A 22064-nucleotide genomic window follows, 5' to 3' on the forward strand; every position below is an offset into this window, starting at 1 on the left:
GCCGTCGGCGGACCAATCTCGGAACGACGAAATGATTGACGGTTTGAGACGAGGCACGCCAGCCTTTCTCGCCAGCGTGACGACCGCGGGCGAGGCGGAGATCGCGCTGGCCGGCGGTGCCGACATCATTGATTGCAAAGATCCGGCAGCCGGGGCGCTGGGAGCGCTTAGCGCCGCGACGGTTCGTGAGATCGTGGCAGGCGTCGGCGGCCGCTTGCCGGTCAGCGCAACCATCGGCGATCTGCCGCCCGAACCTGATGTTCTGACGAACGCCGCATCCGATATGGCCGCGACAGGTGTCGATATCGTCAAGATCGGCTTTTTCGGCAGCGAGGACCCGCGGCGCGCCATTGCAGCGTTAGGGGCGGCGCATGCGAGGTCGACAAAGTTGGTGGCGGTCCTGATGGCCGACCAGAATCCGGATTTTGCGCTGGTTGCCGATTTGGCGGCCGCAGGATTTTCCGGTGTGATGGTCGACACGGCGGATAAGTCCGCAGGCAGACTGACGACCGTATTATCCGCGGCGCGATTAATGGAATTTGTACGTTTGGCGCGGGACAATCGGCTTTTTGTCGGGCTTGCCGGATCGTTGCGAGAGCGCGACATCGACGTGCTGGCCGGCCTTGGCCCCGACTTGCTCGGTTTTCGTGGTGCGTTGTGTGCTCAGGGGCGCGTGAGCGCCATCGAACTTAGCCGTGTGGTTTCAGTTCGCCGGGCGCTCGATAATGCAAAGCTGTCACTGGCGCGGGAGACGTCCGTCGCATGAAAGACAAGAGAAAGCCAGTCAAATCCAAGGCCGCCGATGTCAGCAACGCACTGAAGCTCAAGAAGGCGACGGCGAAAGCGCGGGAAATCGGCGATACCATTTTTGTCAACGACTTCGTCGTCGATTGCAATGTCGGCGTCTATGCCGAAGAGCAGGGCGTGACTCAGAAGGTGCGGTTCACCGTTGAAGCGCGGCTGGCACCGGACGTGTTCAGCCTCGATGACGAGATGGCCGAGGTGCCGTCCTATGCCGACATCATCGACATGATCGTCGACTTGGCGCGCGGCGGGCATATCAATCTCGTCGAGACGTTCGCCGAACGGATTGCGTCGCGGGTGCTTGTCGATCCACGCATCGCTGCCGTGCGCGTTGCGCTTGAGAAGCTGGAGCGTGGACCCCGGCGCGGCGTTGAAATCATTCGTCCGGCAACGCGTGCTGCTGCGCGCGAGTTTGGCCGTGGCTGAGCGCCATGCGATGAGCGTTCGGCCGCTCGTCATCAAGATCGGCGGCAGCCTAGCCGAGACGGGGCGTCTGGCACCCGTGCTCGCGATGATCGGTGGCGCGCGCATTCCTGTCGTGATCGTGCCGGGCGGCGGTCCCTTTGCCGATGCGGTTCGCCATCTGCAAGCGGAAATGCGGTTCGACGATGCTGTCGCGCATCGTCTCGCCATGCTGGCGATGGAGCAGATGGCGGAATGCATCGTGGGGCTGCAGCCCGGCATGACGGTTGCGCGATCGCTGGACGACATTTCCGAAGCGGTGATGGATGGACAAATTCCGGTCTGGGCGCCGCTGCAGATGATCGGCAGCGATAAGACGATACCCGAGAGTTGGGATGTTACGTCAGATGCGCTTGCTGCGCGGCTGGCGGAATTGCTTGAGGCGCGCCTCGTGCTTTTGAAATCGGTCGGTGCGAGGGATATTTCATCAGCAAAGGACCTGACGCGCGAGGGGATCGTCGATCCGGTCTTTCCGGAAATTGTTGCGCGCGCCGATCTCGGCTGGTCTATCTTCGGGCCAAACGACGACGCCGCGCTGGCGGCACTTCTGACTGGTGAAGGAAACACCTGATGCCTCGGATCGTCGAAACGATCGTTACGACGTTTAACGCCAACGGCGAAGCGCATATCGCGCCGCTCGGTTTGATCGACGATGGCGAGCATTGGGTGATTGCGCCGTTTCGACCATCAACGACGCTTGAAAACCTGCGCATCAATCCGTTCGCGGCTGCGAGCCACACGGACGATGTGCGCGTGTTTGCGGGTGCCGTTACAGGGCGCAAGATCTGGCCGCTCCTGCCGACCCGAACGATCAAAGGCGAGCGGCTTGCAGATTGCGTTTCGCATTGGGAGTTGAACGTCGAGAAGGTCGTTGAGGACGAGCAGCGTCCGCGCTTTCTGTGCACGATCGTCGACGAAGAGATGCATAAGGCGTGGGAAGGCTTCAATCGTGCGCAGGCTGCCGTTCTCGAATTGGCTGTGCTGACGACGCGTCTTCACATGCTGCCGCCGGAAAAGGTGGAGAGCGAGTTGAAGTATCTCGAGATTGCGGTTTCGAAAACGGCAGGCCCTCGCGAAGACGAAGCCTGGGAATGGCTGATGGAGAAGGTTTCGGCGTGGCGGCAAGCGCGTTTCGATCAGAAAACGCCATGACTTCTGCAACAGATGTGAAGGGCGAATTTATCTCGGCGCTCGCGGCGGCTGCCGATGACGGTTCGTTCGCCAAGCTGGCGCTGGGAAAGTTTCGCGGCGAAGGGGACACGCGTAAGGCGGTCGCGACGCTCGTTCTCATAAAGGATAAGCCGCATCTGAAGCTCGTCACCAGCTATCCGCGCAAGGATGAAACGAAGACACTCACCATCGACGAAGGCGTCGAATTCATCGCGGATCTGATCGGTGCGGATTATATGAGTGCGACGCTGTTTACGAACGTGCGGGATGTTCGTCTCGACTACAGCCGCAAAGGTGTGCCGCACCTCAGCACCGGCAAGCCGACGATGACGTCATCGGCGCCGCAAGCCCATGACCGGCAGAAAGCTTATCTCGTTCCGGCAAATCGGCCCTATCTCAAAGGGCTGGAGGTTGCCGATCGCGATGGCCGCATTAAGCCGACGATGCAGGGTAAATATCGCCAAATTTGCCGCTTCATCGAAATTGCAGCGGATCTCATTCCGGAATGCGCGTTCGAAAAATCAACGCCAATTACCGTTGTCGATATTGGCGCAGGCAAGGGCTATCTAACATTCGCGTTTTACGACTATGTCACGACGATCTTGCAGCGCTCATGCCGATTGACGGGCGTCGAGCTGCGCAGCGATCTCGTGACGCTATGCAATAACCTTGCGCGCGATCTTCATTTCGATGGATTGAAATTCGTCGCAGAGGAAGCAGCGCAGGCCGAATCGCCGGTGGTCGATATCGTGATCGCGCTGCATGCCTGCGATACCGCAACAGACGATGCTATGGCATTCGGGATCCATTCGGGAGCGCGGCTTATCCTTTCCGCGCCCTGCTGCCAGCATGAAATTGCACCGCAAATCAAAGATACCGGCGAGGGATTGAAAGGGCTGATCAAATATCCGCTTTTAAAACAGCGCCAAGCTGATCTCGTGACCGATGCGGCGCGGGCGTTGCTGCTTGAAGCCTCGGGCTACAAGGTCCGGTTGATTGAATTTGTTTCGACCGAACACACCTCAAAGAATATTCTGATCGCGGCTGTCAAGTCGGCAACCGTTGATCGTTCTGCTGCACTTCAGCAATTCCGGGCATTGCAGAATACAATCGGCTTCTCGGCACATCATCTCGCATCACAACTCAAGGATGCCGAATAGGCCGTATTGGACTTTTTGGCCTCGCCTCATTTGTTGCTCACTGACATGGAAAGCATGTAAAGGGAACTGAACCGGATTAGCTGTGTTTGTTTCCGGTCACCCCCCAGAATGAGCAATACCCAAGAGAAGGCAGAATTCGATGATTGAAGTTTCCCGTATCGTGCGCCTCGCGTGTGCCGCGACCGCCATTGCGCTGGCCACGGCTGTGCCCGCGAGCGCTGGCCACCGTCATGTGGTCCAAGATGATCCGGCTATCGTCGCTGACAGACTGCATCACATGGGCTTCGTCGAGTGGCGCAAGCTCCGTTGGGACAACGACGGTTACTGGAAGATCGACGATGCCCGTCGCGAGAACGGCCATGTCTATGATCTGATCCTCGAGTCCGGCTCGTTCGATCTCGTTCGTCTGAAGCGCGAACGCGGCTGAGCCTCGTCGGCTTTTTGAGAATTCGGCCGCGGCGGTGACGCTGCGGCCGATTTTTTATGCACCGAGCAGGAGCGCGACCGCGACAGCCGGTGCGCAGCGGGTCGCCCAGGGCTTCTGATCGCCGTCAGATGATTCGATCAGATCGCCGAAAAATTCGGAGGGGAGGCCGAGGCGCATGGCGATTTGCTTTGCGGCCGAAGCGCCTATCCCTGCGGCGATCACGCTTTCGACCGTGCTCCCAGGTCGCGACAGAACTTGCAGCACACCGTCGTGCATCGACCTCAGCTGCTGCTCTTCGATGTAAGCGGCCGAGACCTGCCACGTCGAAAGATGGCGGATGTCCGCGTCGCGTCCAAAACCGCGCGCGAAGCGTTCCAGGCTTTCCTTCTGCGTCTTGCCGCGGCCATCGGCTGTTGCGTGCTGATCGACATCGTCAGGCAGCGTGCCGAGGATGCGGCGCACGTCCGCCATGCTGGCGAAGGCGTCGCGGGCGAGGCTTTGCCATTGTCCGGCGAGTGGCGCACGTGTCGAGACCGACGGCACAGCCGTCCGCGTGAAGCCCGTGTAGACGAGTTCGCCGGTTTGCATGCGCTCGGCATCGCTGAGGCCGAGAGGGCGATCGCAGGCGATGATGTCTGTCGTCGTCGAGCCCATGTCGATCAGGAGCGATCGCGGGCGCAGGCGCGAGACAAGGGCCGCTGTCGCGAGAAAATTCGCGGAGGCGACGGACAAAGGATCACCGGCGGCGACGTTGGGCGCGGCGAGCCCTTTCAATCCCATATAGATTCGAAGTTCGCCCTGTAGTCTTTCGCGCAGATGGTTGAGAATCGCGAGAACACCAGACTCGCGGCTTTCGAAAATCTCGGTTAGCTCCGCCGTCATCGTGATGGCGAAGGCATCGGCGCCGCCTATCAGTGGTGCGGCTTCGCGAATGGCTTTATCCAATTGATCGAGGCCCTGCCAAAGCGGGCAGGCGATCTGGCGGACAGCAACAAGGCGCGTGCCTTCGACGCGTGCGACCTTCAAGTGCGCGCCGCCGACGTCGAGACCGATGGTTACCTTGCTCATTTGGGCCTTCGCTTCCTTATCTCAAGCCGTGATACACTCGCCGGGTGAGGAGGCAAGCGGTGGACGTAATTCCGGTTATTGATGTCGCGCGTGGGCAGGTCGTTCGCGCGGTGAAGGGCGTGCGATCTGCATATCGGCCGATTGAAACCCCGCTTGCGCCGTCGTCCGAACCCGGAGACATCGCGCGAGGTTTGGCGCGCCTCTTTCCCTTCAGAAAGCTCTACCTGGCGGACCTCGACGGCATCGAAGGGCGTGGCCGCAATACGCATATCGTGCCTGTGCTCAGTCAGGCATTGCCGCGTGCGGAAATCTGGATCGACGCCGGGACGGGCTCACGCAGCGCGGCGCGCGCGGTTCTGGCGGCTCCTGTCGCGACGCTCGTCGTTGGAACGGAGAGCATCGAAACGGTGCGCGGCTGGGAGGATATCGTCGCGGAAGCGCCGTTGCGCACGGTTCTCTCGCTCGATTTCCGCAATGGCGAATTCATGGGGCCGGAAGCGATGCTCAACGATGCTTCGCTGTGGCCGTCGCGCGTGATCGCCATGACGCTCGACCGCGTCGGCGCCAACGAAGGCCCCGATCTCAATCGGCTGCACAATATCGTGACGCGGGCCAAGGGACGGCGTGTCTATGCGGCGGGCGGTGTTCGCGACCGCGGCGATCTCGATGAGATTCGAAAAATCGGCGTTTCGGGAGCGTTGATCGCTTCCGCACTGCATTCCGGAAAGATTTCGGCCGACGACCTCAAGGAGATCGCCGGCCGATGAATGTCCGGTTTCAGTGAATTGGCAGGAGCCACTCCAGCCGAAAACAAATCCCAGTTGCGGCCAAGGTTTGTTTTCGAAGTTAACCGCTGTAACGGCCCGAGAGCAGTCTACCCAATCGCTGCAGCAGACCCCCCTTCATGGGAGGGGCAGTCTCATTTTTGTTTTCTACCTGCTGAGGACGGTTTCCGCTTCAAGCCTTCGCACCGAACGGATGCTGGACCGAGTTACGCTGAGCGGTCGCTTCGGCAGCCGTCGGCTTGCCAGCAACAGCGCGCGCGATCGATTCCTTAACGGCGCGATAGTTGTAGTCCTGGATCTTCGCGTCGTCGGCAGCTTCCCAGTGGATGAACACGCCAACGGCGATGTAGAGATCATCAGCTTCAGCAGCCGGGATCACGCCTTCAGCAACCGAGTCCTGAACGGCCTTAGCAACGCCGTACTGAGCCGGTCCGAACATCTGAACGGCCTGACGGGCGTCCTTGATCGTGACCTTGTTGTAAAGGATCGTGTTCGGCTTGCAGGGGAGGTTCGGCGCAATGACGGCGAGAAGAGTCGTGAAGCCGTCCTTGTTGTTCGTCAGGGCGTTGCAGAACGCCGTCTCAGCAGCCGAACCGCGCGGTCCGATGATGAGGTCGATGTGAGCGACTTCGTTGCCGTCGCCGACGAGCGACTCGCCGACCATGACTTTGTTGATTTTGGCCATCAGGGGGGTTCCTCCCACGAATGAAACGATATGGATATGAGCAACAACGCTCCCCCGTCAGAAGTCGGGACTTCGCTGTACTGCTCTGGCGATGAATATCCACGCGCTTAGCGCCCAGGTTGTCATGAGTACCAGCCTCGGCGCGTTGGATCGGCCCGCGGAGTGCGCGGACACGGCGCCTGTATTGCCCTAGGTCACCGGGAGAGACAAGCCCTTAAGTTGGGGCCAATCGCCGTTCAGGTGCGTTTCCGCTCGATCAGCGCGTCGGCAAAAAGGGTCGTGACCACAAAATCGGCAGTGGTGCCGGGATTGAGGCCCTCATGTTTCAATTTTGCGTCGAATTCCTGAAGCGCCGGTAGCGATTTCGCAGTTGCAGCAGGTGACCACTGCGGCCTTAACACGCGTGCTTCGTTTTGCACCTTCGCGGCAATTTCGGCACCGAATTTGCGTGCAATATGCGTATCGGGAAATTCGGCAAGCAGCGCCATATGCAACGTCGTTACCGCTAAAGTCGCATCGCGACCAGATACCGCTTTGGCATCGCGAAATACCGGCAACGCAAAATCGAAAACATCTGCGTACACGCTAATGTAGGCGTTTGCGATGCGGTCACGTTCGGCTGCGAGCTCCATGGCGCCGAGCAACGTCAAATGCTGCGGTTGCGAATGGACGTCGCCCTGTTCGACCTTGCCCATGCCGGCCGGATTGGCGACGCGGATGGCGGCGAATGCATCTTCGGCGTCCTGCTCATCGAGCGACATTAGAATCATGCCAAGGCGACGGCGCAGGCCGACATCGAAGGTAGTCTCGCTCGCAGCTTTCGCGAGAGGTGCGCAAAGCAGCACGATGCCGAGGTTGGTGTTGATGCCCGTTGCAGCGACGCTTGCCTCCGTCGCGCGAAGGATGCGTTTGCCGACGCTCAATTGCGGGTCTGCGATCGGCCCTGCCGCAGCGTTTGCGGCCTGTTCGAAATGCAAAACCTCCATGCCGTGACCGGCGGAGTAGCGATGGACGTTGCCCGGCTTCAGCGCTTCGAGTTCAGCGTTGCACGCGTATAAAAACGCGGCGCTGATTTCGGCAGCGGTTCGGGCGGCTTTCATGAGACTGCTGCGACGGCAGGCACGTGCAATGCCGCGCGATGCGCAACGACTGTTTTCAGAAAGTCCTCGGCGATGGCCCAGGCGATATTAACGTCAGCGACGCCTTGAAGGCCACGCCATGCCGGATTTGAATTTACTTCGAGAACCTGCAATTCGCCCGATGCCGAGCGAATAAGATCTATTCCGGCGTAGTCAGCATCGACTGCGCGCATGGCGGCCATCGAGATGCGAGCCATCTCGTCGTCAGGCTGGTGGACCCGCGCCTTGCCGCCCTGATGGATATTCGTGACCCACGTCGTGCCCCGACGCGTCATGGCGGCGACGACGCGATGGCGGGTCGCGAGCACGCGCCAGTCTTCGTAGAAGCCATCCTTCGGCGGGACGTAATCCTGCATGTAGTACATCTGATCGACTGTCTCGGGGGACGGCAATTCGCTTTGCTGCGCGATCATGCCGATGCCTTTGCCCTGACTGCCGAACAGCGGTTTCAGGACAAGCGGACGGTCGAGACCCTCGGTATATTCGAGGGCATGGGGAAGCGTTTCGCAAACGCGCGTGCGTGGCGTCGGAATGCCGTTCTTGTGCAGAAGAAACGTCGTTTGCGATTTGTCGACACAACGCTCGATCGCGCGCGCGTCGTTCCAGACGCGAACGCCGCTTTCGCGCAGCGCATGCAGAAGGCCTAAGCGAAATGTGATCTGCTCAAGCGTTCCGGCTGAAATCGAGCGGACGAACACGCCGTCAGGCAAGCGGCCCTGAAAGCCCGGAATGTCGATGCCGCTTTCAAGGCCAGTATCGAATGCGCAGTGGGGAAGCGATGAAACGGTGACGCGCGCGCCCATCGCTTCGAGCGAACGGACGATGCGGCGCGCATGCCATTCGCCTCGCCCCTCTTCGATCAGAAGGGCGAGGTGAAGTCCGTCCCCTAGGCCTGGCAGAGTGTCAGGCTGTTTCTCAGCGGAAGCTCGCATCGACGACTCCCGGCGCCAGTTCGCCAGCACGGAAGGTATTGCCTGTTTCGACGTTCGACACCATCACCTGCGCGGGTGAGAACAGCATCGGGTCGATCTTGTAGAAGTCGCCTTTGACGTCGGCGAAGATTTCAGCGAACGGCTTGCCGTACGCTTCGCTGTTGCTCGCGGGGAGGCTTTCGGCGAGACGCTTCGCGTCGCTGTCCGGGCCTTTCACAAAGAGATGAATGCGGCCGCCATAGATGATGGCGTCGTTCGTGCGACCCATCGCCTTGACGAAATCGGGGATGGGTGGCGCGATCGGTGTGGTGCCCATGCCGTCGAGAATGTTCTCAAGCGGAAAATGCAGAGCGTGGGCTTTGTGGATCGCGACTTCGAGAACGCGCGAGGCGATCTGGACGATGCCTGCGAAGCTCCACGTCGTTGCGTAGATGATCGTCAGTCGCGTCGGGTTGATGCCGCAGTTCTCGGAGATCTTTTTGATCGCAGCCGCGGGCGGTGCCTTGTCGCCCTCGATGACGAGCGTCGTCTCAGGATTGCGGTCGGCGTAGCCCAGTTCCTTGAACAACTCTTCGACGCGCGAGACGGCGCGGGCAGGGCCGGAGCCGAGCGCGAAGAAGCCGCTCGCCTCATCCGAGATCGACCAGCCGGCATATTGGCTGCCCAGGCAGGCGATAACCGGATCATTCGACGTCACGACGACGCCGAGGGGCCAGTTCGCAAGCCCGGACGATTGCGTGATCGCCACCTGACCCAGGCCGCCCATGCAGACTTCGCCGAGGCGACGGCCGGCTTCGAGACCGCCGACGACTTTGGCGCCCATATCGATCAGGCGTTCGCCTTCGCTGCCCGTGCTCACGTCGATGCGAAGGGCATCGGCGTCATTCACGATGCTCTCTACGAGCTTGGCGGCGCGTGCCGAGACGCTGGGCTGCTTAACCATCTTTGAAACTCCCGTCAGGTCAGGATTTTGCGTGTCCGTATATCAGGTCTTCGAGTTCCGCCAAGCGCTCACGGGCGAGGGCTTCTGCCGCATCGGCGGTTGGGGCCTCGGCAAACGCCGTCGCGAGAGGGGCGCCGAGAGGAACAAAAGTGCCGGGCGTGCCACGGTCGGTGCTCCAGGCGGGCCACGGAGTATCACCAAGCGTCGTCTCTCCGCGGTCAGCGTGGAGGATCGCCATGGCTTTGGCGGGGGAGGAAAGGCCTTGTTGCGACGATACCGGCTCACCCGTGCAGGCGGCGATATGTTTTGCGAACAAAGAGCCGAAGCGATCGTCGAGAACGTCAAGTGATGCGCCCGGCCGCGGATTTACTTCCAACAGATAAGGCACGCCTTGCGTGGCGATGAAATCGCACGATACGAGGCCGCGCAATTGCAGTTTTCCAGATAGTTCGCGGGCATAGCGGATCATCTCGGTCGATAACGAATCATCGATGGCAGGCGCGGAGACGCAGCCGCCGAAGCGATAGGGGTGTGCGGGTGATGGAGAGATCCATTGCCGGCTCAGAGCGAATGTCGATGAGGCTGTGCCATCCCCCGCGCACAATGCGCCGACGGAGTAGCGCGTGCCGGTCAATCGCTTCTGAAAGTAGCGGCGCGGTTTTGCATGTGGGGTGCCTGAGCAATCGCGAATATGTCGGCCGCCGCTGCCGCCGATGCGCTTCGAGATCCAGGCCGAGATATCGTCCGGCGGTGTGCTTTGCGTCTCGGGGTGCGGGATTGCGAGGTCGTCGAGAAGTGGGAAGAATTTTTTCGGATCTTTGCAGGTTGCGAGCGTTCGCGCATCGCAGCCAAGCAGGCGAAAGCGCGATGCAAGGGCATCGACAAGCCGCGGCTTATCTTCAAGGCCCGAGCCGAGCACGAGGCCAATCGGCGCTGTGGGCGCCGATTGAGAGAGTTCGTTCAAAGCCGCGATCAGCGGCTTCGTGTGGAAACCGGTCTCCATCGCGCCATCAATAACGCGAAGACCTTCCGCGGCATCGCGGGTATCGAGATCGCCGAAAGCGTCGGCGACGAAGGGCCTAAATCCAGCGCGCCGGGCGGACTGCGCGAGGCTCCGCCCGGAAAATGCTGCGATCAGGACAACGTCGCCGCTCAATCTCAAGCCAACCCGACGAGTTTCTTCGACAGCTCGTACGCGTGACGGAAGTCGAGAGACAGCGGCACGTCGGAATCGATCATCTGCTTGAACAGGCCCGATTCACATTTGTACTTGATGTCGCCGATGGCGAGCGGGCCGACGCCGAGCGTTTCGGTGTCGAGCAGCTTCTCGCCATTCATGAACAGCTCCATGCCTTCGACGCCAGGCGGCGGAACGGCATTGACGTCGGCCATGACCAAAAGATTCTTGGCCTTGTGCATGTTCTCTTTCGAGACGACGCGGACGCCAGCGGCGGCGGCTGCGAAGATCACTTCGGCGTTGGCGATGATCTCGCTCTTCTGCTCTTCTGTTTCGCCGGGTACGGGTTCGAGATCGACACCGAAGCGCTCTTTCGAAATCTTCGCGTTCTTGATGACGCGATCGATACCGCGATGTGCAACGAGCTTTACTTCCGCACCTTCAAGAGCGGAGATGATCGAGGACGCGAAGCCGACAACGCCGGTCGCGCCGAATACGGCAACCTTCGTACCTTTCCACGTCTTGCCGAACTTTTCCTTCAGCACCTTCTCGACGCAGGCGACCATCGCAGCGGCCGTGGTGAACGAACCGGCCGGGTCGGCGAAGCACGAGCATTCGAACGGGGGCACCATCGCCTTCTTGGCGGCTTCGAGCATGTCGAGCGCGAGGATTGCGTCCTTGCCGCCCATGAAGAAGCCGGTGCGAACGCCGTAGTTCGGGGGGCGCGAGAAGATGGCGTCCTGGATCAGGCCCGTGACTTCCGCAAGCTCGACGTTGATGTAGGGAATGATCACCTTGTAGCCGGCGTCGGCTGCCATGTTCACGTCGAAGGGGCTCATATGCTTCTGCGGCGCCAGCATGTGCAGGATTGGGGTTGCGTCGCTCATTTGTTCTAATGCTCCGTTCGTTATGAATTGCGCAGCGTTTCGATGCTGGCGCCGGTGTTGCGGCCATGAATGATAAGGATTTCGAGCCCGTCGCGTTTAGCGTCTTCGCCTAAAGAATGATAGAGGCGTTCTGCCGCTTTCTGGCTATCGACGAAGGCGAATCCGGTCGGCCCCCAGGAGCTTTGGCCGATGCCGGTTGCGCCCATGTCTCGCATCCGCGAAGCGATTTCGCCGACTGCCCGGCTGGTCCACGGGCTGCCTCCTTGTTTCGAGGCAAAATGGCCGCCCACGATTTCCTGGATTTCGGTGATGGCCGAGCCAAAGGCCTCGATATCCAATTCCTTCAAGCCGGGAACGAGCTTCATCAGGACGAGGTGGCAAATGTGCGCCGCCTGACGTTCCGGGAAGGGCGGCAGACCAGCGAATGCGGTCGTTTCGGCTTCACCGGAGACGCCTGAGAAATTCGGATCGAGGATCAGCATCACGCGCCAGTCCTTGGGGAAATCCGTGCGCAGCGTCAGCGGGGGCGGGCGGTCGGTTTTGCCTTTGCCGCCATCGATGATGAAACCGCCGGAAGCAAAGGCTTCGAGGCCGATGCCCGAGCGGGCGCCGCGCTCGCCCAAGGAGGCGAGGTCGGCGGGGGAAAGATTGCGGCCCTGGAGGCGGGCGATGGCTGCGCCGACGGCGAGCGCGAGCTGCGTGCCGGAGCCCAGGCCCGCGTGTGCCGGGATGGCATTCGCGATATCGACGGCATAAGCGCCCGACTTGCCGTCGTCGGTATATTTGCGCAGCAGCTTGAGGACACGCCGGCTTTCGGGGCCGGTCGCGGAATTCTCCGTCGACGGGGTTATGGTGAGGTCGGTGCTGGGACGGTCGATGGCGATGCCGATGCTGCCGTAGCGCCGCCCGATCTCGCCATTCAAGTCGAGGAAGCCTAGGTGCAGCCGCGCCGGAGCTGTAACGCGGAGCGCGGCAGAAGTTGCCGGAATAGGCTTCACGTAAACCAGTCCTTTCTTTTGAATTTCCGCCTGTTCAGGCCGTTTGCCATCCTGGCTACGGGGGCGGTAGGATTTCGGAACCGAGTTGTCCGATAATTGGAGGTCGAGGGCAAGATGAGTGCAGAACGCGAAAAACCGATGGCGGAAGCCGATGTCAAGGCATGGCTTGCCGCCAACTTGCCGGCCTGGAAGCTCGAAGACGGGTGGATCCGGCGCACCTACAAGACGGCGAGCTGGAAAGGCACGCTCATGGTCGTCAATACAATCGGCCATCTGGCAGAGGCCGCGTGGCACCACCCGGATATCACCTGTTCGTATGCCTGGGTGGAAGTGCGGTTGATGACGCATTCGGCCAAGGGCATCACGTCGAAAGACCTCGAACTCGCGAAAAAGATCGAAGAGGTCGTGCATTGGCAGCCGGGCAAGGAAGGCAAGGGTCTCGAAGGTACGCCTGAGAGCGATATGCGATTTGCGTACATCAAATACGATTGATCCGCGCATGGGGCTTGAGATGGGAGCCTGAGATGGCGGAGACGAATTGTGCTTCGGCGGCCGTGCAGGGAATGCCGCCGACGCTTGACGCCATCCTGGCGCTCGGCACGAACATGGGAAACCGTGTCGAGAACATCGACGATGCCGTGCGCAGGCTGGAAGCCGACGGTTCGATCATCGTCGTCGCGCGTTCGAAGCTTTATCGCACGGCGCCATGGGGTGATACGGATCAGGACTGGTTCGTGAATGCCTGTATCGGCGTGCGGACTGCGCTGTCACCGCATGAGCTGTTGAAGCGCTGTCAGGCGGTTGAAAACGACATGGGCAGGGTGCGCACACGGCATTGGGGGCCGCGGATTATCGATGTTGATATTCTGGCGATTCGAGATCGTCAGATCCGCGATCCGGATCTTGCCGTACCGCATCCGCTCATCGCGGAACGGGCATTCGTTGTTGTGCCGCTCAGGGACGTCGCGCCTGCGCTCACGATCGGCGGCAAAACGCTCGATGACATGATCGAAGCTCTCGACGCTAGCGATGTGACGCCGCTTCAATAAGCTCTGATAAAAAGAAAGCACCGCGGAGAACCCCTTCCCCGCGGTGCTTTCTGCAGTCGTTACGAAGCACGAATTACTTCAACGTCGCGAGATACGCGATCAAATCGGCGCGCTGCGTTGCATCCTTGACGCCCGGGAAGATCATCTTCGTGCCGGGAACGTCCTTGCTCGGGCCCTGGAGCCACTTGTCGAGCGAAGCTTCATCCCACGTGATGCCCGACTTCTTCAGGGCTTCAGAGTAGTTGTAGCCTTCAACCGAACCAGCCTTACGGCCGATCAAGCCGCCGAGGTGCGGGCCAACGCCGTTCTTGTCGACTTGGTGACAAGCCTTGCATTTCGCAAAGACCTTCTCGCCGGCAGCCGCATCAGCGGCCATGCCAGCGCTCGGTGCAACAGCGATCATTGCGATCGCCAGAACCCACTTGCGCATTTTTGAATTTTCCTTCCCGTTTCGCCTGAGCGATACTTTAGAAACGTTGCAACTCATAGCTCAGTCTCTGGAAATTGGCATTTAATTTCTGAACTTCGCCCGAACAGAATGCCGCACCGACTAGTGAATTAGTCGGATGTCTTTTGCGTCGCAAACACACGTCAAGCGGGCGTTTTCTTACAAATTATTCAGCCGCCGGCGCCTTCACTGGGCTCATGCGCCGATAGACGAACGGCGGCGGCGTCTGCTCGGCGCTTTCGCGTTCGGCGGCGGCCACGAATGCTTCGTGGTAAGGTGAGAGCTTGCACGCCGGATCTGTATTTGCTGCGTCGCCGGTGAAAGCCATGGCCTGGCAGCGACAGCCGCCGAAATCGATTTCTGCGCGCGGACAGCCGCGGCAGGGTTCCTTCATCCAGCTCGTGCCACGATACATCTGGAAGGCTTGGCCGTTAAGCCAGATATCGGCCAAGCGGCGATCCTTAACGTTATCGAAGATAAGTCCCGGAACGGTCTCCGATGCGTGGCAGGGAAGGACGCGCCCCTGTGGTGTGACGTTCATCACGCCGCGACCCCAGCCGCCCATGCAGGGTTTCGGTGTTTTGGCGTAATAGTCCGGCACGACGAAGTCGAAGACCATGACGCCCTTCAGGCGCTCTTTTGCAGCTTCGACGATTTCAGCGCTTTTCAGAACTTGGGCGCGAGTCGGCATCAGCGCGGCGCGATTCTTCAATGCCCACGCGTAGTATTGAATATTGGCGACCTCGATGCGGCCAGCGCCCATCTCGACGGCGAAGTCGATGATGTTCGGCAGGTTCTCGATGTTGAGGCGATGGATCGGCGCATTGATGGTGAGCGGCATCTCAAGCTCGCGCACCCACTTGCCGACTTCGCGCTTCTTGGCGAGGCCGTTTTTGTAGGCGGAGATTTTTTCGGCATTCACATCATCAACGTCCTGGATCGACAGCTGGACGTGGTCGAGGCCCAGGTCCTTCAGGCGTGCGAGGCGATCCCGCGTCAGCGTAACGCCGGCGGTGATAAGATTGGTATAGAGGCCAGCCTTGGCCGCGACTTCGACGATGTCTTCGAGATCCTTGCGAACCGTCGGCTCGCCGCCGGAGAGATGGATTTGCAGGATGCCAAGCTCGGCAGCCTGACGCATCACGTCCTGCCACTGCTCCGTCGTCAGCTCGCTGTTGACGCGATCAAGCTCAAGCGGATTTGAGCAATAGGGACATTGCAGAGGGCAACGATGCGTCAGCTCGGCGAGGAGGCCGACCGGGGCTCGCGCACAAGCCTCGACAACGGGCTTTTCGGAGAATTGCTCCATCGGCGCTATTTCGTTCATGACGTCAGCTCCGTTCTGTTCCTCAAGCAGCTTTGATCACGCCTTTGTCCGAAAGCTCCTGAAGCATGGCTATCGTGTCGATCAGAATTTCCTGCACAGGCGCGTTGTAGTCTTTGGCAAGATCATTCGCGATCTGCTCGACCGAAGTGACGCCGTCACAGCGCTTCAGGATTTCGATGGCGATCGGGTCCGGTTCGAACACGCGTTCCGGTGCCAGAACATGCCAGCGACCGCGTCCGGGATCGTGTCTCAGCTTAATGTGGGGTGGCAGCGCCGGTTTTGAAGCCGGCGCTATAATCACGCGTGTGCGAGTGGTTTCGCTCATCAATCAAGCCTCTGGCCGGAAGGCGCCGGGCGGAATGTGTCCGTCGACGTAGGCATGATAGAGGGCGTCGAGCTGCACCCACAGCACGTTGCACTTGAAGCGCAGAGCTTCGATGCAGGCTTCCTGCTCGTCGCGGGTCTTGGCGTTTTTCAGCACGTATTGCAGCGCGAAATCGGCATCGCGTGGCGCTTGCGTCAGGCGGCGCTTGAAATACGCCATTACCTTATCGTCGATGAAATCGTAGTTTTCGAGCATGCCGACGATCCGCTCTTTGTGGATCCTTGGAGCGAAAAGCTCGGTGAGGGAGGAGGCCACAGCGATGGTCAGCGGCTGTTCGCGAACGAACGTGACATAGGCCTCAACCGCGAAAACCGTGGCGGGAAGAGCGCCGCGGCGCGAGATGACGTATTCGCGGTCGAGGCCCAAGCCGTCCGTCAACACCAGCCAGCGTTCGATGCCGCCTTGCTCGTCCGGCAGCAGTCCATCGTGATCGAGGATGCGATGCGTCCACTCGCGGCGGAGTTCGCGGTCGTAAACGCGGCTGACGAGAGCGGCGTCCTTTCGCGGCACGGCAGACTGATAGCAGTAACGATTCAGCGCCCAGGCCTGCACCTGGCCCTTATTCAGCTTGCCGCCATGCAGCATGTGATGAAACGGATGCAAGTCGTGATAGCGCTCGGGGCCGATGGCGCGAAGTGCTGCTTCAAAATCGGATGTCGACATCGGCGGCTCGTTGCCAAGCCGTTCTGCGGTTTTCTTTTCGAGACTGACCGGGTTCATAGGCGGACCTCCATGCCATCGAAGCCGACTTCCCAACCGGATGCTTCGACGACTTTACGGGCTTCTGAATTTTCGTCCAGGATTGGGTTGGAATTGTTGATGTGGACGTAAATCCGGCGCTTCACGTTGAGCTTGCTCAAGGCGGCGATCGAGCCATCGGAGCCCGACACAGAGATGTGACCCATGCGCTTGCCGGTTTTGTTCAGCAGCCCCTGGGCCAGCATTTCGTCATCGGTAAACAGCGTGCCGTCCAAAAAGATCAGCTCAGCGCCGCGGATTTTTTCCGCCAACGGCGGATCGATCTCGGCGACGCCCGGAATATAAAAGAATGCTTTGCCGGTTTTGGCGTCGGTAATCTTGAGGCCGATCGTGTCGCCATCGCGACTGCCGAAATTGTTGCTGGCGTCGCCCTTCTCAAGGAACAGCGCGATTTTGCCGGGGACCGCGAAAGCTTCAACGACGAGACCGAGATCCTGGCCTGCGCCTTCGAGGCGGGTCGGCTTGTCGAGTTCGAAGGTGATGCGTTTGACCTTATCCGCCGCCAGGACGTCGAAGATCGAGTTGGCGGCGAGCGTCGCGAGCACGCGATCGGAGCCGTAAATCGAGAACGGCTGACCTTCGCGCAGGCTCAAGAGGCCGGTGATGTGATCGACGTCGGCGTTGGTGACGACGACGGCCTTAATGGGTGAAGTTCGCAGCGGACCGGAGCGCGCCGGCTGAAGCTCGGGCGTTTCGTTGATCTGCTGACGAATATCCGGGGAGGCATTGAGCAATACCCAGTTCACGCCGTCAGAACTGACAGCGAGAGAGGATTGCAGCCTTGCCTTATATCCCGCTTCTCCGGCGCGCACTCGCGATGAGTGATAGCCGTTGCAATTCCATTGCGGGAATCCACCCCCAGCGGCGGATCCAAGCACTTTTATAAGCATCGCTGATTTTTTGATTTACGCCGACGGGTCGCCAAAGCCGGCAGCGCTCTCTGTCCTTTTTCGAGAGCCATAAGGCTGCGGCGGCCGATTCGCCAAAAATCGACCGCCGCGCCGGTATCTCACAAGATTTGCGAGACCGAAGACTTCATCTGATTAGATGAGGTCGATCTCTGCCGGAAGGTAGCTCGTGACTTCGAGACCAACTTCCTGCTCGCGAACTTCGGGCTTCGTCCAAGTCTTCATGGTGTTTCCTCCAAGCGGTGAACTGCTTTCCCTACTCAGCAGACCCCGCCGAGGGTCCACTCAATTGGTGCAGGCACTTATGTTTGTGCCGGCCCAATCTGCGGATCGGCCTTTCAAAGTCAAGGCTCGAACCGCCGCCGACCGCAGAAGATCACGTTTCGAGACTTCTTTTCAAATCAATGCCCTTCACGTCTGCGTGTGGGTCTGATCCAGGACGTTCTGTGTGCATGTGCGAGAGGATGATCGGCAGGCTCGGAATGGGTCCGGAGCGGAAGAGGCGTCCCGGCGCCTCCTGTGGAAGCTTCGCGATTTTGGGGCTGGCGCATCCAAATCGGGTGGAATGCCTGGCACGTTAGAATATTATTCTTATATTTGGGGTGGAATGCCGCAGGCATGTAGAAAATTGTTCCAAAATGACGTATGCAAACCAGCGTCGGGCTGGGCCAGTTATCGGATGGTCCGTTAGCCATTGATGGCTAAATGATCGATTAAAGTGATTGGTTCGATCACGAAGATGGGGCTTTCGCTGAGATCAAAGGCGCGTTAGGCCCGCGTCTCAATGTTCCGAGCTGAAGGATTTCGGGCTGAGGGCCCTGATTAAGGAGAGCTTTTTGTGACCGCCACCCCTCTGCTTCCGCGTAACGCGCCGTTTCTGCCGGAAGAGATCGAGATGCTGAACAAAGTGGTTGCGCGGACAACTCCGCAGCAGCGCTCTTGGCTTGCCGGTTTCTTCGCAGGTTTTGAAGCGGCTCAGGGCGGCAGCGCAGGGCAGGCAGTTCCCGCCGCAAGGCCGCGGGCGCCGCTGACCATTCTTTATGCCAGCGAGAGCGGCAACGCTGAAGCATTGGCGAACAAGGCCAAGAAGGCCGCCCAGAAGCACGGTCTCGATGCCAAGGTTTTCGATATGGCCGACGCCGACATGGCGCTGCTGGCCAAGGCGAAGAACATCGTCGTTTTTGCTGCAACCTGGGGCGAGGGCGATCCGCCGTCGCGCGTGGTCGACTTTTATCAGACCCTGATGAGCGACGCGGCGCCACGCATCGACGGCGTGCGGTTCGCGGTTCTGGCGCTGGGCGATACGGCGTATGCGCAGTTCTGTGCCGTCGGTCGGGCCATCGACGCCCGCCTTGAGGAACTCGGTGGCGTGCGGTCGTTCGATCGGGTCGATCTTGACCTCGATTACGCGAAACAGGCGGCGGACTGGACGGAAAACGCGCTCGCGAAACTCGCGCCGAAGGAAGAGGCAGCGAGCGGCACGGTCGTCCATGTGGATTTCGGGGCGGCTGCTCAGTTTGCCGATGACGATGAGCCGAAGTATACGGCCGAGCATCCGCTCGAAGCCGAGATTTCCGCGCTGGTGAACTTGAACGGCACGGGCTCGACGCGCGAGACGTGGCACGCTGAGTTCGCATTCGACGATCCGGCATTCACCTACCAGCCCGGCGACGCGATCGGCATGTATCCGGAGAACGATCCCGCGCTCGTTGACGACGTGCTGCAGGCGGTTGGTCTCGGTTCGGATGCGGCGCTGCTTTTGAAACTGCAGAAATCCTATGACGTCACGACGCTGTCGCGCTCGTTCGTCGAGAACTACGCCAAGCTGACGGGACGCGCTGACGCGAAGGCGCTGCTTGAAGGCGAGGCCTATCCGAAGTTCGCTTCAGATCGGCAGCTCATCGACTTCTTTCAGGCTTATCCGGAAAAGCTGACGGCTGAGCAATTGACGAGCTTGCTGCGACCGTTGCCGGGACGGCTCTATTCGGTGGCGTCGAGCCTAAAGGCGCATCCAGGTGAAGCGCATCTGCTCGTCGGTGCGGTGCGCTGGGAATCTCACGGCCGTGTTCGCAAGGGCGTGTCGTCGACGTTCCTCGGTGAGCGGCGAAAAGTCGGACAGACGGTGCGTCTCTACGTTAAGCCGAACCGGCATTATCGTCTGCCGCCCGATGGGCATACGCCGATTATCATGATTGGTGCGGGCACGGGCGTTGCACCTTATCGCGCCTTTGTCGAAGAGCGCGTTGCGGATGGTGCAAAGGGCAAGAGCTGGTTGTTCTTCGGTGAACGCAACTTCACCAACGATTTCCTGTATCAGCTCGAATGGCAGGACTATCTGGCATCGGGCGATCTTACGCGGATCGACGTGGCGTTCTCGCGCGACCAGCCGGAGAAGATTTACGTGCAGCATCGCCTGTGGGAGCGTCGGGACGATCTCCGCGCGTGGCTCGAAGAGGGTGCACACATCTACGTCTGCGGCGACGAGAAGGGCATGGCGAAGGACGTCGATCAGACGCTCGTCAAAATCCTCGCCGAGCCGCTGAAGGGTGACGAAGAAGCCGGCCGCGCCAAGCTCAAGGAGCTGACGAAGGCTGGGCGCTATCAGCGCGACGTGTATTAAGAATTGAATGTCCCTCTCCCCCATCACAGGGGTGATCTCGGAGAGGGGGAATGCCGGGAACAGTCGAAATGACCGATAAACGCTCGAAGAACGAGTTCATCAAAGAGAAGAGCCATCAGCTGCGCGGGACGCTGGCTGAAGGATTGCGGCAGGTCGAGACCGGCGCGATAGCCGAGGACGATCAGCAGCTCATCAAGTTCCACGGTTCGTATATTCAAGACGACCGTGATGTGCGCGGCGAGCGATCCAAGAAGAAGCTCGAGAAGGCCTACGCCTTCATGATCCGACTGCGCATTCCCGGTGGCTTCCTTGGTGCCAAGCAGTGGATCGGCCTCGACAACATCGCGAGCACCTATGCCAACGGTTCGATGCGGCTGACGACGCGCGAGACGTTTCAGTTTCACGGCGTCATCAAGTCGAACCTTAAGCGGACGATGCAGGGGTTTCACGACATCTGCCTCGATACGCTCGCAGCCTGCGGCGACGTCAACCGCAACGTCATGACGGCGGCGAATCCTGATCTGTCGAAGGCGCATCGGCAGGCTTATGATCTCGGCAAAGCGATCAGCGAGCATCTTTTGCCGAAGACCGGCGCCTATCACGAGATCTGGCTCGACGGCGAGAAGGTCGAAGATAAATCGGGTCCGGCGAAAGAGGATGTCGAGCCGATCTACGGCGTCCATTATCTGCCGCGCAAATTCAAAGTCGTCGTGGCGGTGCCGCCCGACAACGACGTCGATATTTACGCGCACGATCTGGGTTACATCGCTATCGTCGAAAAGGGCGAGCTTGTCGGCTGGAATGTAACGGTCGGTGGCGGCATGGGCATGACGCACGGCGATCCCAATACGTTTCCGCGCACCGCCGATCTGCTTGGTTTCTGCACCCCAGAGCAGGCCGTTACGCTCGCCGAAAAGATCGTGACCGTGCAGCGTGACTGGGGCAACCGCGAGAACCGGGCGCGGGCGCGTTTGAAATACACGATCGAGGATCGTGGGCTCGATAACTTCCGCGAGGAAGTGGAGAAGCGGGCCGGGTTCAAGCTTGGCAAGCCGAAGCCGTTCAAGTTTGCGAGCACGGGCGACAAAATCGGCTGGCGGCAAACGATCGACGGCAAGAAGAGCGCCGATAAGCCCTGGCATCTGACGCTGTTCGTCGAGAACGGCCGAATCAAGGATCGGCCAGGTTTCGCGCTGAGAACGGCGCTGCGTGAGATTGCTGATCTCGGTATTTGCGATTTCGTCTGCACGGCGAACCAGAACGTCATCCTCGCCAATGTGCCGGGAAAATCGAAGGCGAAGATCGAAGGCATTCTGACGTCGCATGGCGTCGAGCTCGGTGTCTCTTCGGGGCTGCGCCGCAACGCTATGGCGTGTGTGGCCTTGCCGACATGCGGTCTTGCTCTGGCGGAGAGCGAGCGGTTCCTGCCCGATCTCGTGACGGCGCTTGAGGAAAGCCTCGATCGCGCGGGTCTGAAGGACGACGACATCGTCATCCGCATGACGGGGTGCCCGAACGGCTGTGCGCGGCCGTATCTGGCCGAAATCGGGTTGGTCGGGCGCAACCCAGGGCTTTACAACCTCTATCTCGGTGCGGCCTTCAACGGTTCGCGGCTGTCGAAGCTTTACGCGCAGGACGTCGACAAGCAGCGGATCGTGTCACTGCTTGAGCCGATCTTCATCAATTACGCAAAGACGCGGAATGACGGCGAGCGCTTTGGCGATTTCGCGATCCGGTCGGGCTATGTGAAAGAGACGACGGCAGGCAATCAGTTCCACGCAGACGTGAAGCTGGTTTGAATTTTTGCTGCGCTTGGCGACACGCGTTCCGCGCGCCGGCCGCCAAGCGCAAAAAGTCGCTTCGATCTTTCTCGGGCCGACGAAGATCGGCACTCAGGCAAGTCTCAGCATGACGAAGGTTGCGATTTGACT

25 protein-coding genes are annotated in these 22064 nt (G+C 60.1%); 11 read left to right on the forward strand and 14 right to left on the reverse strand.

The window, feature by feature from the left end; translation table 11 throughout:
* Positions 1 to 31 precede the first annotated feature (31 nt).
* From HYPMC_RS07440 to HYPMC_RS07465, 6 genes are all read left to right on the forward strand, one after another.
* Positions 32 to 766 (forward strand): (5-formylfuran-3-yl)methyl phosphate synthase, encoded by a 735-nt coding sequence (locus HYPMC_RS07440; protein ID WP_013947253.1) that lies wholly within the window; start codon positions 32 to 34, stop codon positions 764 to 766.
* The gene (locus HYPMC_RS07445) at positions 763 to 1230 is read left to right on the forward strand and encodes a dihydroneopterin aldolase (protein ID WP_013947254.1); all 468 of its coding nucleotides are present in this window, start codon (positions 763 to 765) and stop codon (positions 1228 to 1230) included. Before HYPMC_RS07440 ends, HYPMC_RS07445 begins: the two co-directional genes overlap by 4 nt.
* Entirely contained in the window at positions 1223 to 1837 is a 615-nt protein-coding gene (locus HYPMC_RS07450) for a uridylate kinase (RefSeq protein ID WP_024275701.1), read from the forward strand. Before HYPMC_RS07445 ends, HYPMC_RS07450 begins: the two co-directional genes overlap by 8 nt.
* Positions 1837 to 2418, forward strand: a complete 582-nt coding sequence (locus HYPMC_RS07455; RefSeq protein ID WP_013947256.1) for a DUF447 domain-containing protein — start codon at positions 1837 to 1839, stop codon at positions 2416 to 2418. Before HYPMC_RS07450 ends, HYPMC_RS07455 begins: the two co-directional genes overlap by 1 nt.
* Positions 2415 to 3596, forward strand: a complete 1182-nt coding sequence (locus HYPMC_RS07460) for an SAM-dependent methyltransferase (RefSeq protein ID WP_013947257.1) — start codon at positions 2415 to 2417, stop codon at positions 3594 to 3596. Before HYPMC_RS07455 ends, HYPMC_RS07460 begins: the two co-directional genes overlap by 4 nt.
* 139 nt (positions 3597 to 3735) lie before the next feature.
* Positions 3736 to 4023, forward strand: coding sequence for a hypothetical protein (locus tag HYPMC_RS07465; protein ID WP_024275702.1), 288 nt, complete (start codon positions 3736 to 3738; stop codon positions 4021 to 4023).
* A 54-nt stretch (positions 4024 to 4077) separates the two neighbouring features.
* Here the strand turns inward: HYPMC_RS07465 and HYPMC_RS07470 are convergent, their stop codons facing one another.
* Entirely contained in the window at positions 4078 to 5091 is a 1014-nt protein-coding gene (locus HYPMC_RS07470; protein WP_013947259.1) for a hydantoinase/oxoprolinase family protein, read from the reverse strand.
* 59 nt (positions 5092 to 5150) lie between these two features.
* Between HYPMC_RS07470 and HYPMC_RS07475 the strand changes: the two genes are divergently transcribed.
* Complete coding sequence (locus HYPMC_RS07475; RefSeq protein ID WP_013947260.1) at positions 5151 to 5858, forward strand: HisA/HisF-related TIM barrel protein; 708 nt, start codon at positions 5151 to 5153, stop codon at positions 5856 to 5858.
* Between the two features lie 190 nt (positions 5859 to 6048).
* Here the strand turns inward: HYPMC_RS07475 and fae are convergent, their stop codons facing one another.
* The 7 genes from fae to HYPMC_RS07510 form a co-directional block, all read right to left on the reverse strand.
* A complete protein-coding gene (gene fae, locus HYPMC_RS07480; RefSeq protein ID WP_013947261.1) occupies positions 6049 to 6561 on the reverse strand; it encodes a formaldehyde-activating enzyme in 513 nt (170 codons plus the stop codon).
* A gap of 236 nt (positions 6562 to 6797) precedes the next feature.
* On the reverse strand, positions 6798 to 7661 hold the full coding sequence (locus tag HYPMC_RS07485) for a triphosphoribosyl-dephospho-CoA synthase (RefSeq protein ID WP_013947262.1): 864 nt from the start codon (positions 7659 to 7661) through the stop codon (positions 6798 to 6800).
* Positions 7658 to 8632, reverse strand: coding sequence for a RimK family alpha-L-glutamate ligase (locus tag HYPMC_RS07490; RefSeq protein WP_013947263.1), 975 nt, complete (start codon positions 8630 to 8632; stop codon positions 7658 to 7660). The genes HYPMC_RS07485 and HYPMC_RS07490 overlap by 4 nt, the downstream gene beginning before the upstream one ends.
* Entirely contained in the window at positions 8616 to 9575 is a 960-nt protein-coding gene (mch, locus tag HYPMC_RS07495) for a methenyltetrahydromethanopterin cyclohydrolase (RefSeq protein ID WP_013947264.1), read from the reverse strand. Before mch ends, HYPMC_RS07490 begins: the two co-directional genes overlap by 17 nt.
* A 19-nt stretch (positions 9576 to 9594) precedes the next feature.
* On the reverse strand, positions 9595 to 10731 hold the full coding sequence (locus tag HYPMC_RS07500) for an ATP-grasp domain-containing protein (RefSeq protein ID WP_041299861.1): 1137 nt from the start codon (positions 10729 to 10731) through the stop codon (positions 9595 to 9597).
* A 2-nt stretch (positions 10732 to 10733) separates the two neighbouring features.
* Entirely contained in the window at positions 10734 to 11639 is a 906-nt protein-coding gene (locus tag HYPMC_RS07505; protein WP_013947266.1) for an NAD(P)-dependent methylenetetrahydromethanopterin dehydrogenase, read from the reverse strand.
* A gap of 20 nt (positions 11640 to 11659) precedes the next feature.
* Complete coding sequence (locus HYPMC_RS07510; RefSeq protein WP_013947267.1) at positions 11660 to 12637, reverse strand: beta-ribofuranosylaminobenzene 5'-phosphate synthase family protein; 978 nt, start codon at positions 12635 to 12637, stop codon at positions 11660 to 11662.
* Positions 12638 to 12751: 114 nt separating this feature from the next.
* Between HYPMC_RS07510 and HYPMC_RS07515 the strand changes: the two genes are divergently transcribed.
* Both HYPMC_RS07515 and folK read left to right on the forward strand, forming a co-directional pair.
* Positions 12752 to 13129 (forward strand): 4a-hydroxytetrahydrobiopterin dehydratase, encoded by a 378-nt coding sequence (locus HYPMC_RS07515; RefSeq protein ID WP_013947268.1) that lies wholly within the window; start codon positions 12752 to 12754, stop codon positions 13127 to 13129.
* A 32-nt stretch (positions 13130 to 13161) separates the two neighbouring features.
* Positions 13162 to 13686 carry a 2-amino-4-hydroxy-6-hydroxymethyldihydropteridine diphosphokinase gene (gene folK / locus HYPMC_RS07520; RefSeq protein WP_013947269.1) on the forward strand — a complete coding sequence of 175 codons (525 nt, stop codon included), beginning with the start codon at positions 13162 to 13164 and terminating at the stop codon, positions 13684 to 13686.
* Positions 13687 to 13759: 73 nt separating this feature from the next.
* Here folK and HYPMC_RS07525 read toward each other — a convergent pair whose 3' ends face one another.
* From HYPMC_RS07525 to pqqA, 6 genes are all read right to left on the reverse strand, one after another.
* Positions 13760 to 14116 (reverse strand): cytochrome c family protein, encoded by a 357-nt coding sequence (locus HYPMC_RS07525; RefSeq protein ID WP_013947270.1) that lies wholly within the window; start codon positions 14114 to 14116, stop codon positions 13760 to 13762.
* Positions 14117 to 14300: 184 nt separating this feature from the next.
* Entirely contained in the window at positions 14301 to 15461 is a 1161-nt protein-coding gene (gene pqqE / locus HYPMC_RS07530) for a pyrroloquinoline quinone biosynthesis protein PqqE (protein WP_013947271.1), read from the reverse strand.
* A gap of 22 nt (positions 15462 to 15483) precedes the next feature.
* Entirely contained in the window at positions 15484 to 15786 is a 303-nt protein-coding gene (pqqD, locus tag HYPMC_RS07535; RefSeq protein WP_024275707.1) for a pyrroloquinoline quinone biosynthesis peptide chaperone PqqD, read from the reverse strand.
* A 3-nt stretch (positions 15787 to 15789) separates the two neighbouring features.
* Positions 15790 to 16566, reverse strand: a complete 777-nt coding sequence (pqqC, locus tag HYPMC_RS07540) for a pyrroloquinoline-quinone synthase PqqC (protein ID WP_024275708.1) — start codon at positions 16564 to 16566, stop codon at positions 15790 to 15792.
* Positions 16563 to 17495 carry a pyrroloquinoline quinone biosynthesis protein PqqB gene (gene pqqB, locus HYPMC_RS07545; protein WP_013947272.1) on the reverse strand — a complete coding sequence of 311 codons (933 nt, stop codon included), beginning with the start codon at positions 17493 to 17495 and terminating at the stop codon, positions 16563 to 16565. The genes pqqC and pqqB overlap by 4 nt, the downstream gene beginning before the upstream one ends.
* A gap of 153 nt (positions 17496 to 17648) precedes the next feature.
* On the reverse strand, positions 17649 to 17738 hold the full coding sequence (pqqA, locus tag HYPMC_RS07550; RefSeq protein ID WP_013947273.1) for a pyrroloquinoline quinone precursor peptide PqqA: 90 nt from the start codon (positions 17736 to 17738) through the stop codon (positions 17649 to 17651).
* A 613-nt stretch (positions 17739 to 18351) separates the two neighbouring features.
* On the opposite strand from pqqA, the gene HYPMC_RS07555 reads away from it, so the two are divergent.
* Both HYPMC_RS07555 and HYPMC_RS07560 read left to right on the forward strand, forming a co-directional pair.
* Positions 18352 to 20133: a sulfite reductase flavoprotein subunit alpha gene (locus HYPMC_RS07555; RefSeq protein WP_013947274.1), complete on the forward strand. Its 1782-nt coding sequence runs from the start codon at positions 18352 to 18354 to the stop codon at positions 20131 to 20133.
* Positions 20134 to 20201: 68 nt separating this feature from the next.
* On the forward strand, positions 20202 to 21932 hold the full coding sequence (locus tag HYPMC_RS07560; RefSeq protein ID WP_041300787.1) for an NADPH-dependent assimilatory sulfite reductase hemoprotein subunit: 1731 nt from the start codon (positions 20202 to 20204) through the stop codon (positions 21930 to 21932).
* The last annotated feature ends 132 nt before the right edge of the window (positions 21933 to 22064 follow it).

The sequence above is a fragment of the Hyphomicrobium sp. MC1 genome (genome assembly GCF_000253295.1).
Lineage (GTDB): Bacteria > Pseudomonadota > Alphaproteobacteria > Rhizobiales > Hyphomicrobiaceae > Hyphomicrobium_B.

Bases quoted from the DNA above. Each gene is read 5' to 3' on its own strand.
- HYPMC_RS07560 (WP_041300787.1), top strand. From the start codon at position 20,202: ATGACCGATAAACGCTCGAAGAACGAGTTCATCAAAGAGAAGAGCCAT.
- mch (WP_013947264.1), bottom strand. From the start codon at position 9,575: ATGGTTAAGCAGCCCAGCGTCTCGGCACGCGCCGCCAAGCTCGTAGAG.
- HYPMC_RS07525 (WP_013947270.1), bottom strand. From the start codon at position 14,116: ATGCGCAAGTGGGTTCTGGCGATCGCAATGATCGCTGTTGCACCGAGC.
- HYPMC_RS07515 (WP_013947268.1), top strand. From the start codon at position 12,752: ATGAGTGCAGAACGCGAAAAACCGATGGCGGAAGCCGATGTCAAGGCA.
- HYPMC_RS07470 (WP_013947259.1), bottom strand. From the start codon at position 5,091: ATGAGCAAGGTAACCATCGGTCTCGACGTCGGCGGCGCGCACTTGAAG.
- pqqB (WP_013947272.1), bottom strand. From the start codon at position 17,495: ATGCTTATAAAAGTGCTTGGATCCGCCGCTGGGGGTGGATTCCCGCAA.
- fae (WP_013947261.1), bottom strand. From the start codon at position 6,561: ATGGCCAAAATCAACAAAGTCATGGTCGGCGAGTCGCTCGTCGGCGAC.
- pqqD (WP_024275707.1), bottom strand. From the start codon at position 15,786: ATGAGCGAAACCACTCGCACACGCGTGATTATAGCGCCGGCTTCAAAA.
- HYPMC_RS07485 (WP_013947262.1), bottom strand. From the start codon at position 7,661: ATGAAAGCCGCCCGAACCGCTGCCGAAATCAGCGCCGCGTTTTTATAC.
- pqqE (WP_013947271.1), bottom strand. From the start codon at position 15,461: ATGAACGAAATAGCGCCGATGGAGCAATTCTCCGAAAAGCCCGTTGTC.
- HYPMC_RS07505 (WP_013947266.1), bottom strand. From the start codon at position 11,639: ATGAGCGACGCAACCCCAATCCTGCACATGCTGGCGCCGCAGAAGCAT.
- HYPMC_RS07460 (WP_013947257.1), top strand. From the start codon at position 2,415: ATGACTTCTGCAACAGATGTGAAGGGCGAATTTATCTCGGCGCTCGCG.
- HYPMC_RS07465 (WP_024275702.1), top strand. From the start codon at position 3,736: ATGATTGAAGTTTCCCGTATCGTGCGCCTCGCGTGTGCCGCGACCGCC.
- HYPMC_RS07445 (WP_013947254.1), top strand. From the start codon at position 763: ATGAAAGACAAGAGAAAGCCAGTCAAATCCAAGGCCGCCGATGTCAGC.
- HYPMC_RS07440 (WP_013947253.1), top strand. From the start codon at position 32: ATGATTGACGGTTTGAGACGAGGCACGCCAGCCTTTCTCGCCAGCGTG.
- HYPMC_RS07455 (WP_013947256.1), top strand. From the start codon at position 1,837: ATGCCTCGGATCGTCGAAACGATCGTTACGACGTTTAACGCCAACGGC.
- folK (WP_013947269.1), top strand. From the start codon at position 13,162: ATGGCGGAGACGAATTGTGCTTCGGCGGCCGTGCAGGGAATGCCGCCG.
- HYPMC_RS07490 (WP_013947263.1), bottom strand. From the start codon at position 8,632: ATGCGAGCTTCCGCTGAGAAACAGCCTGACACTCTGCCAGGCCTAGGG.
- pqqC (WP_024275708.1), bottom strand. From the start codon at position 16,566: ATGAACCCGGTCAGTCTCGAAAAGAAAACCGCAGAACGGCTTGGCAAC.
- pqqA (WP_013947273.1), bottom strand. From the start codon at position 17,738: ATGAAGACTTGGACGAAGCCCGAAGTTCGCGAGCAGGAAGTTGGTCTC.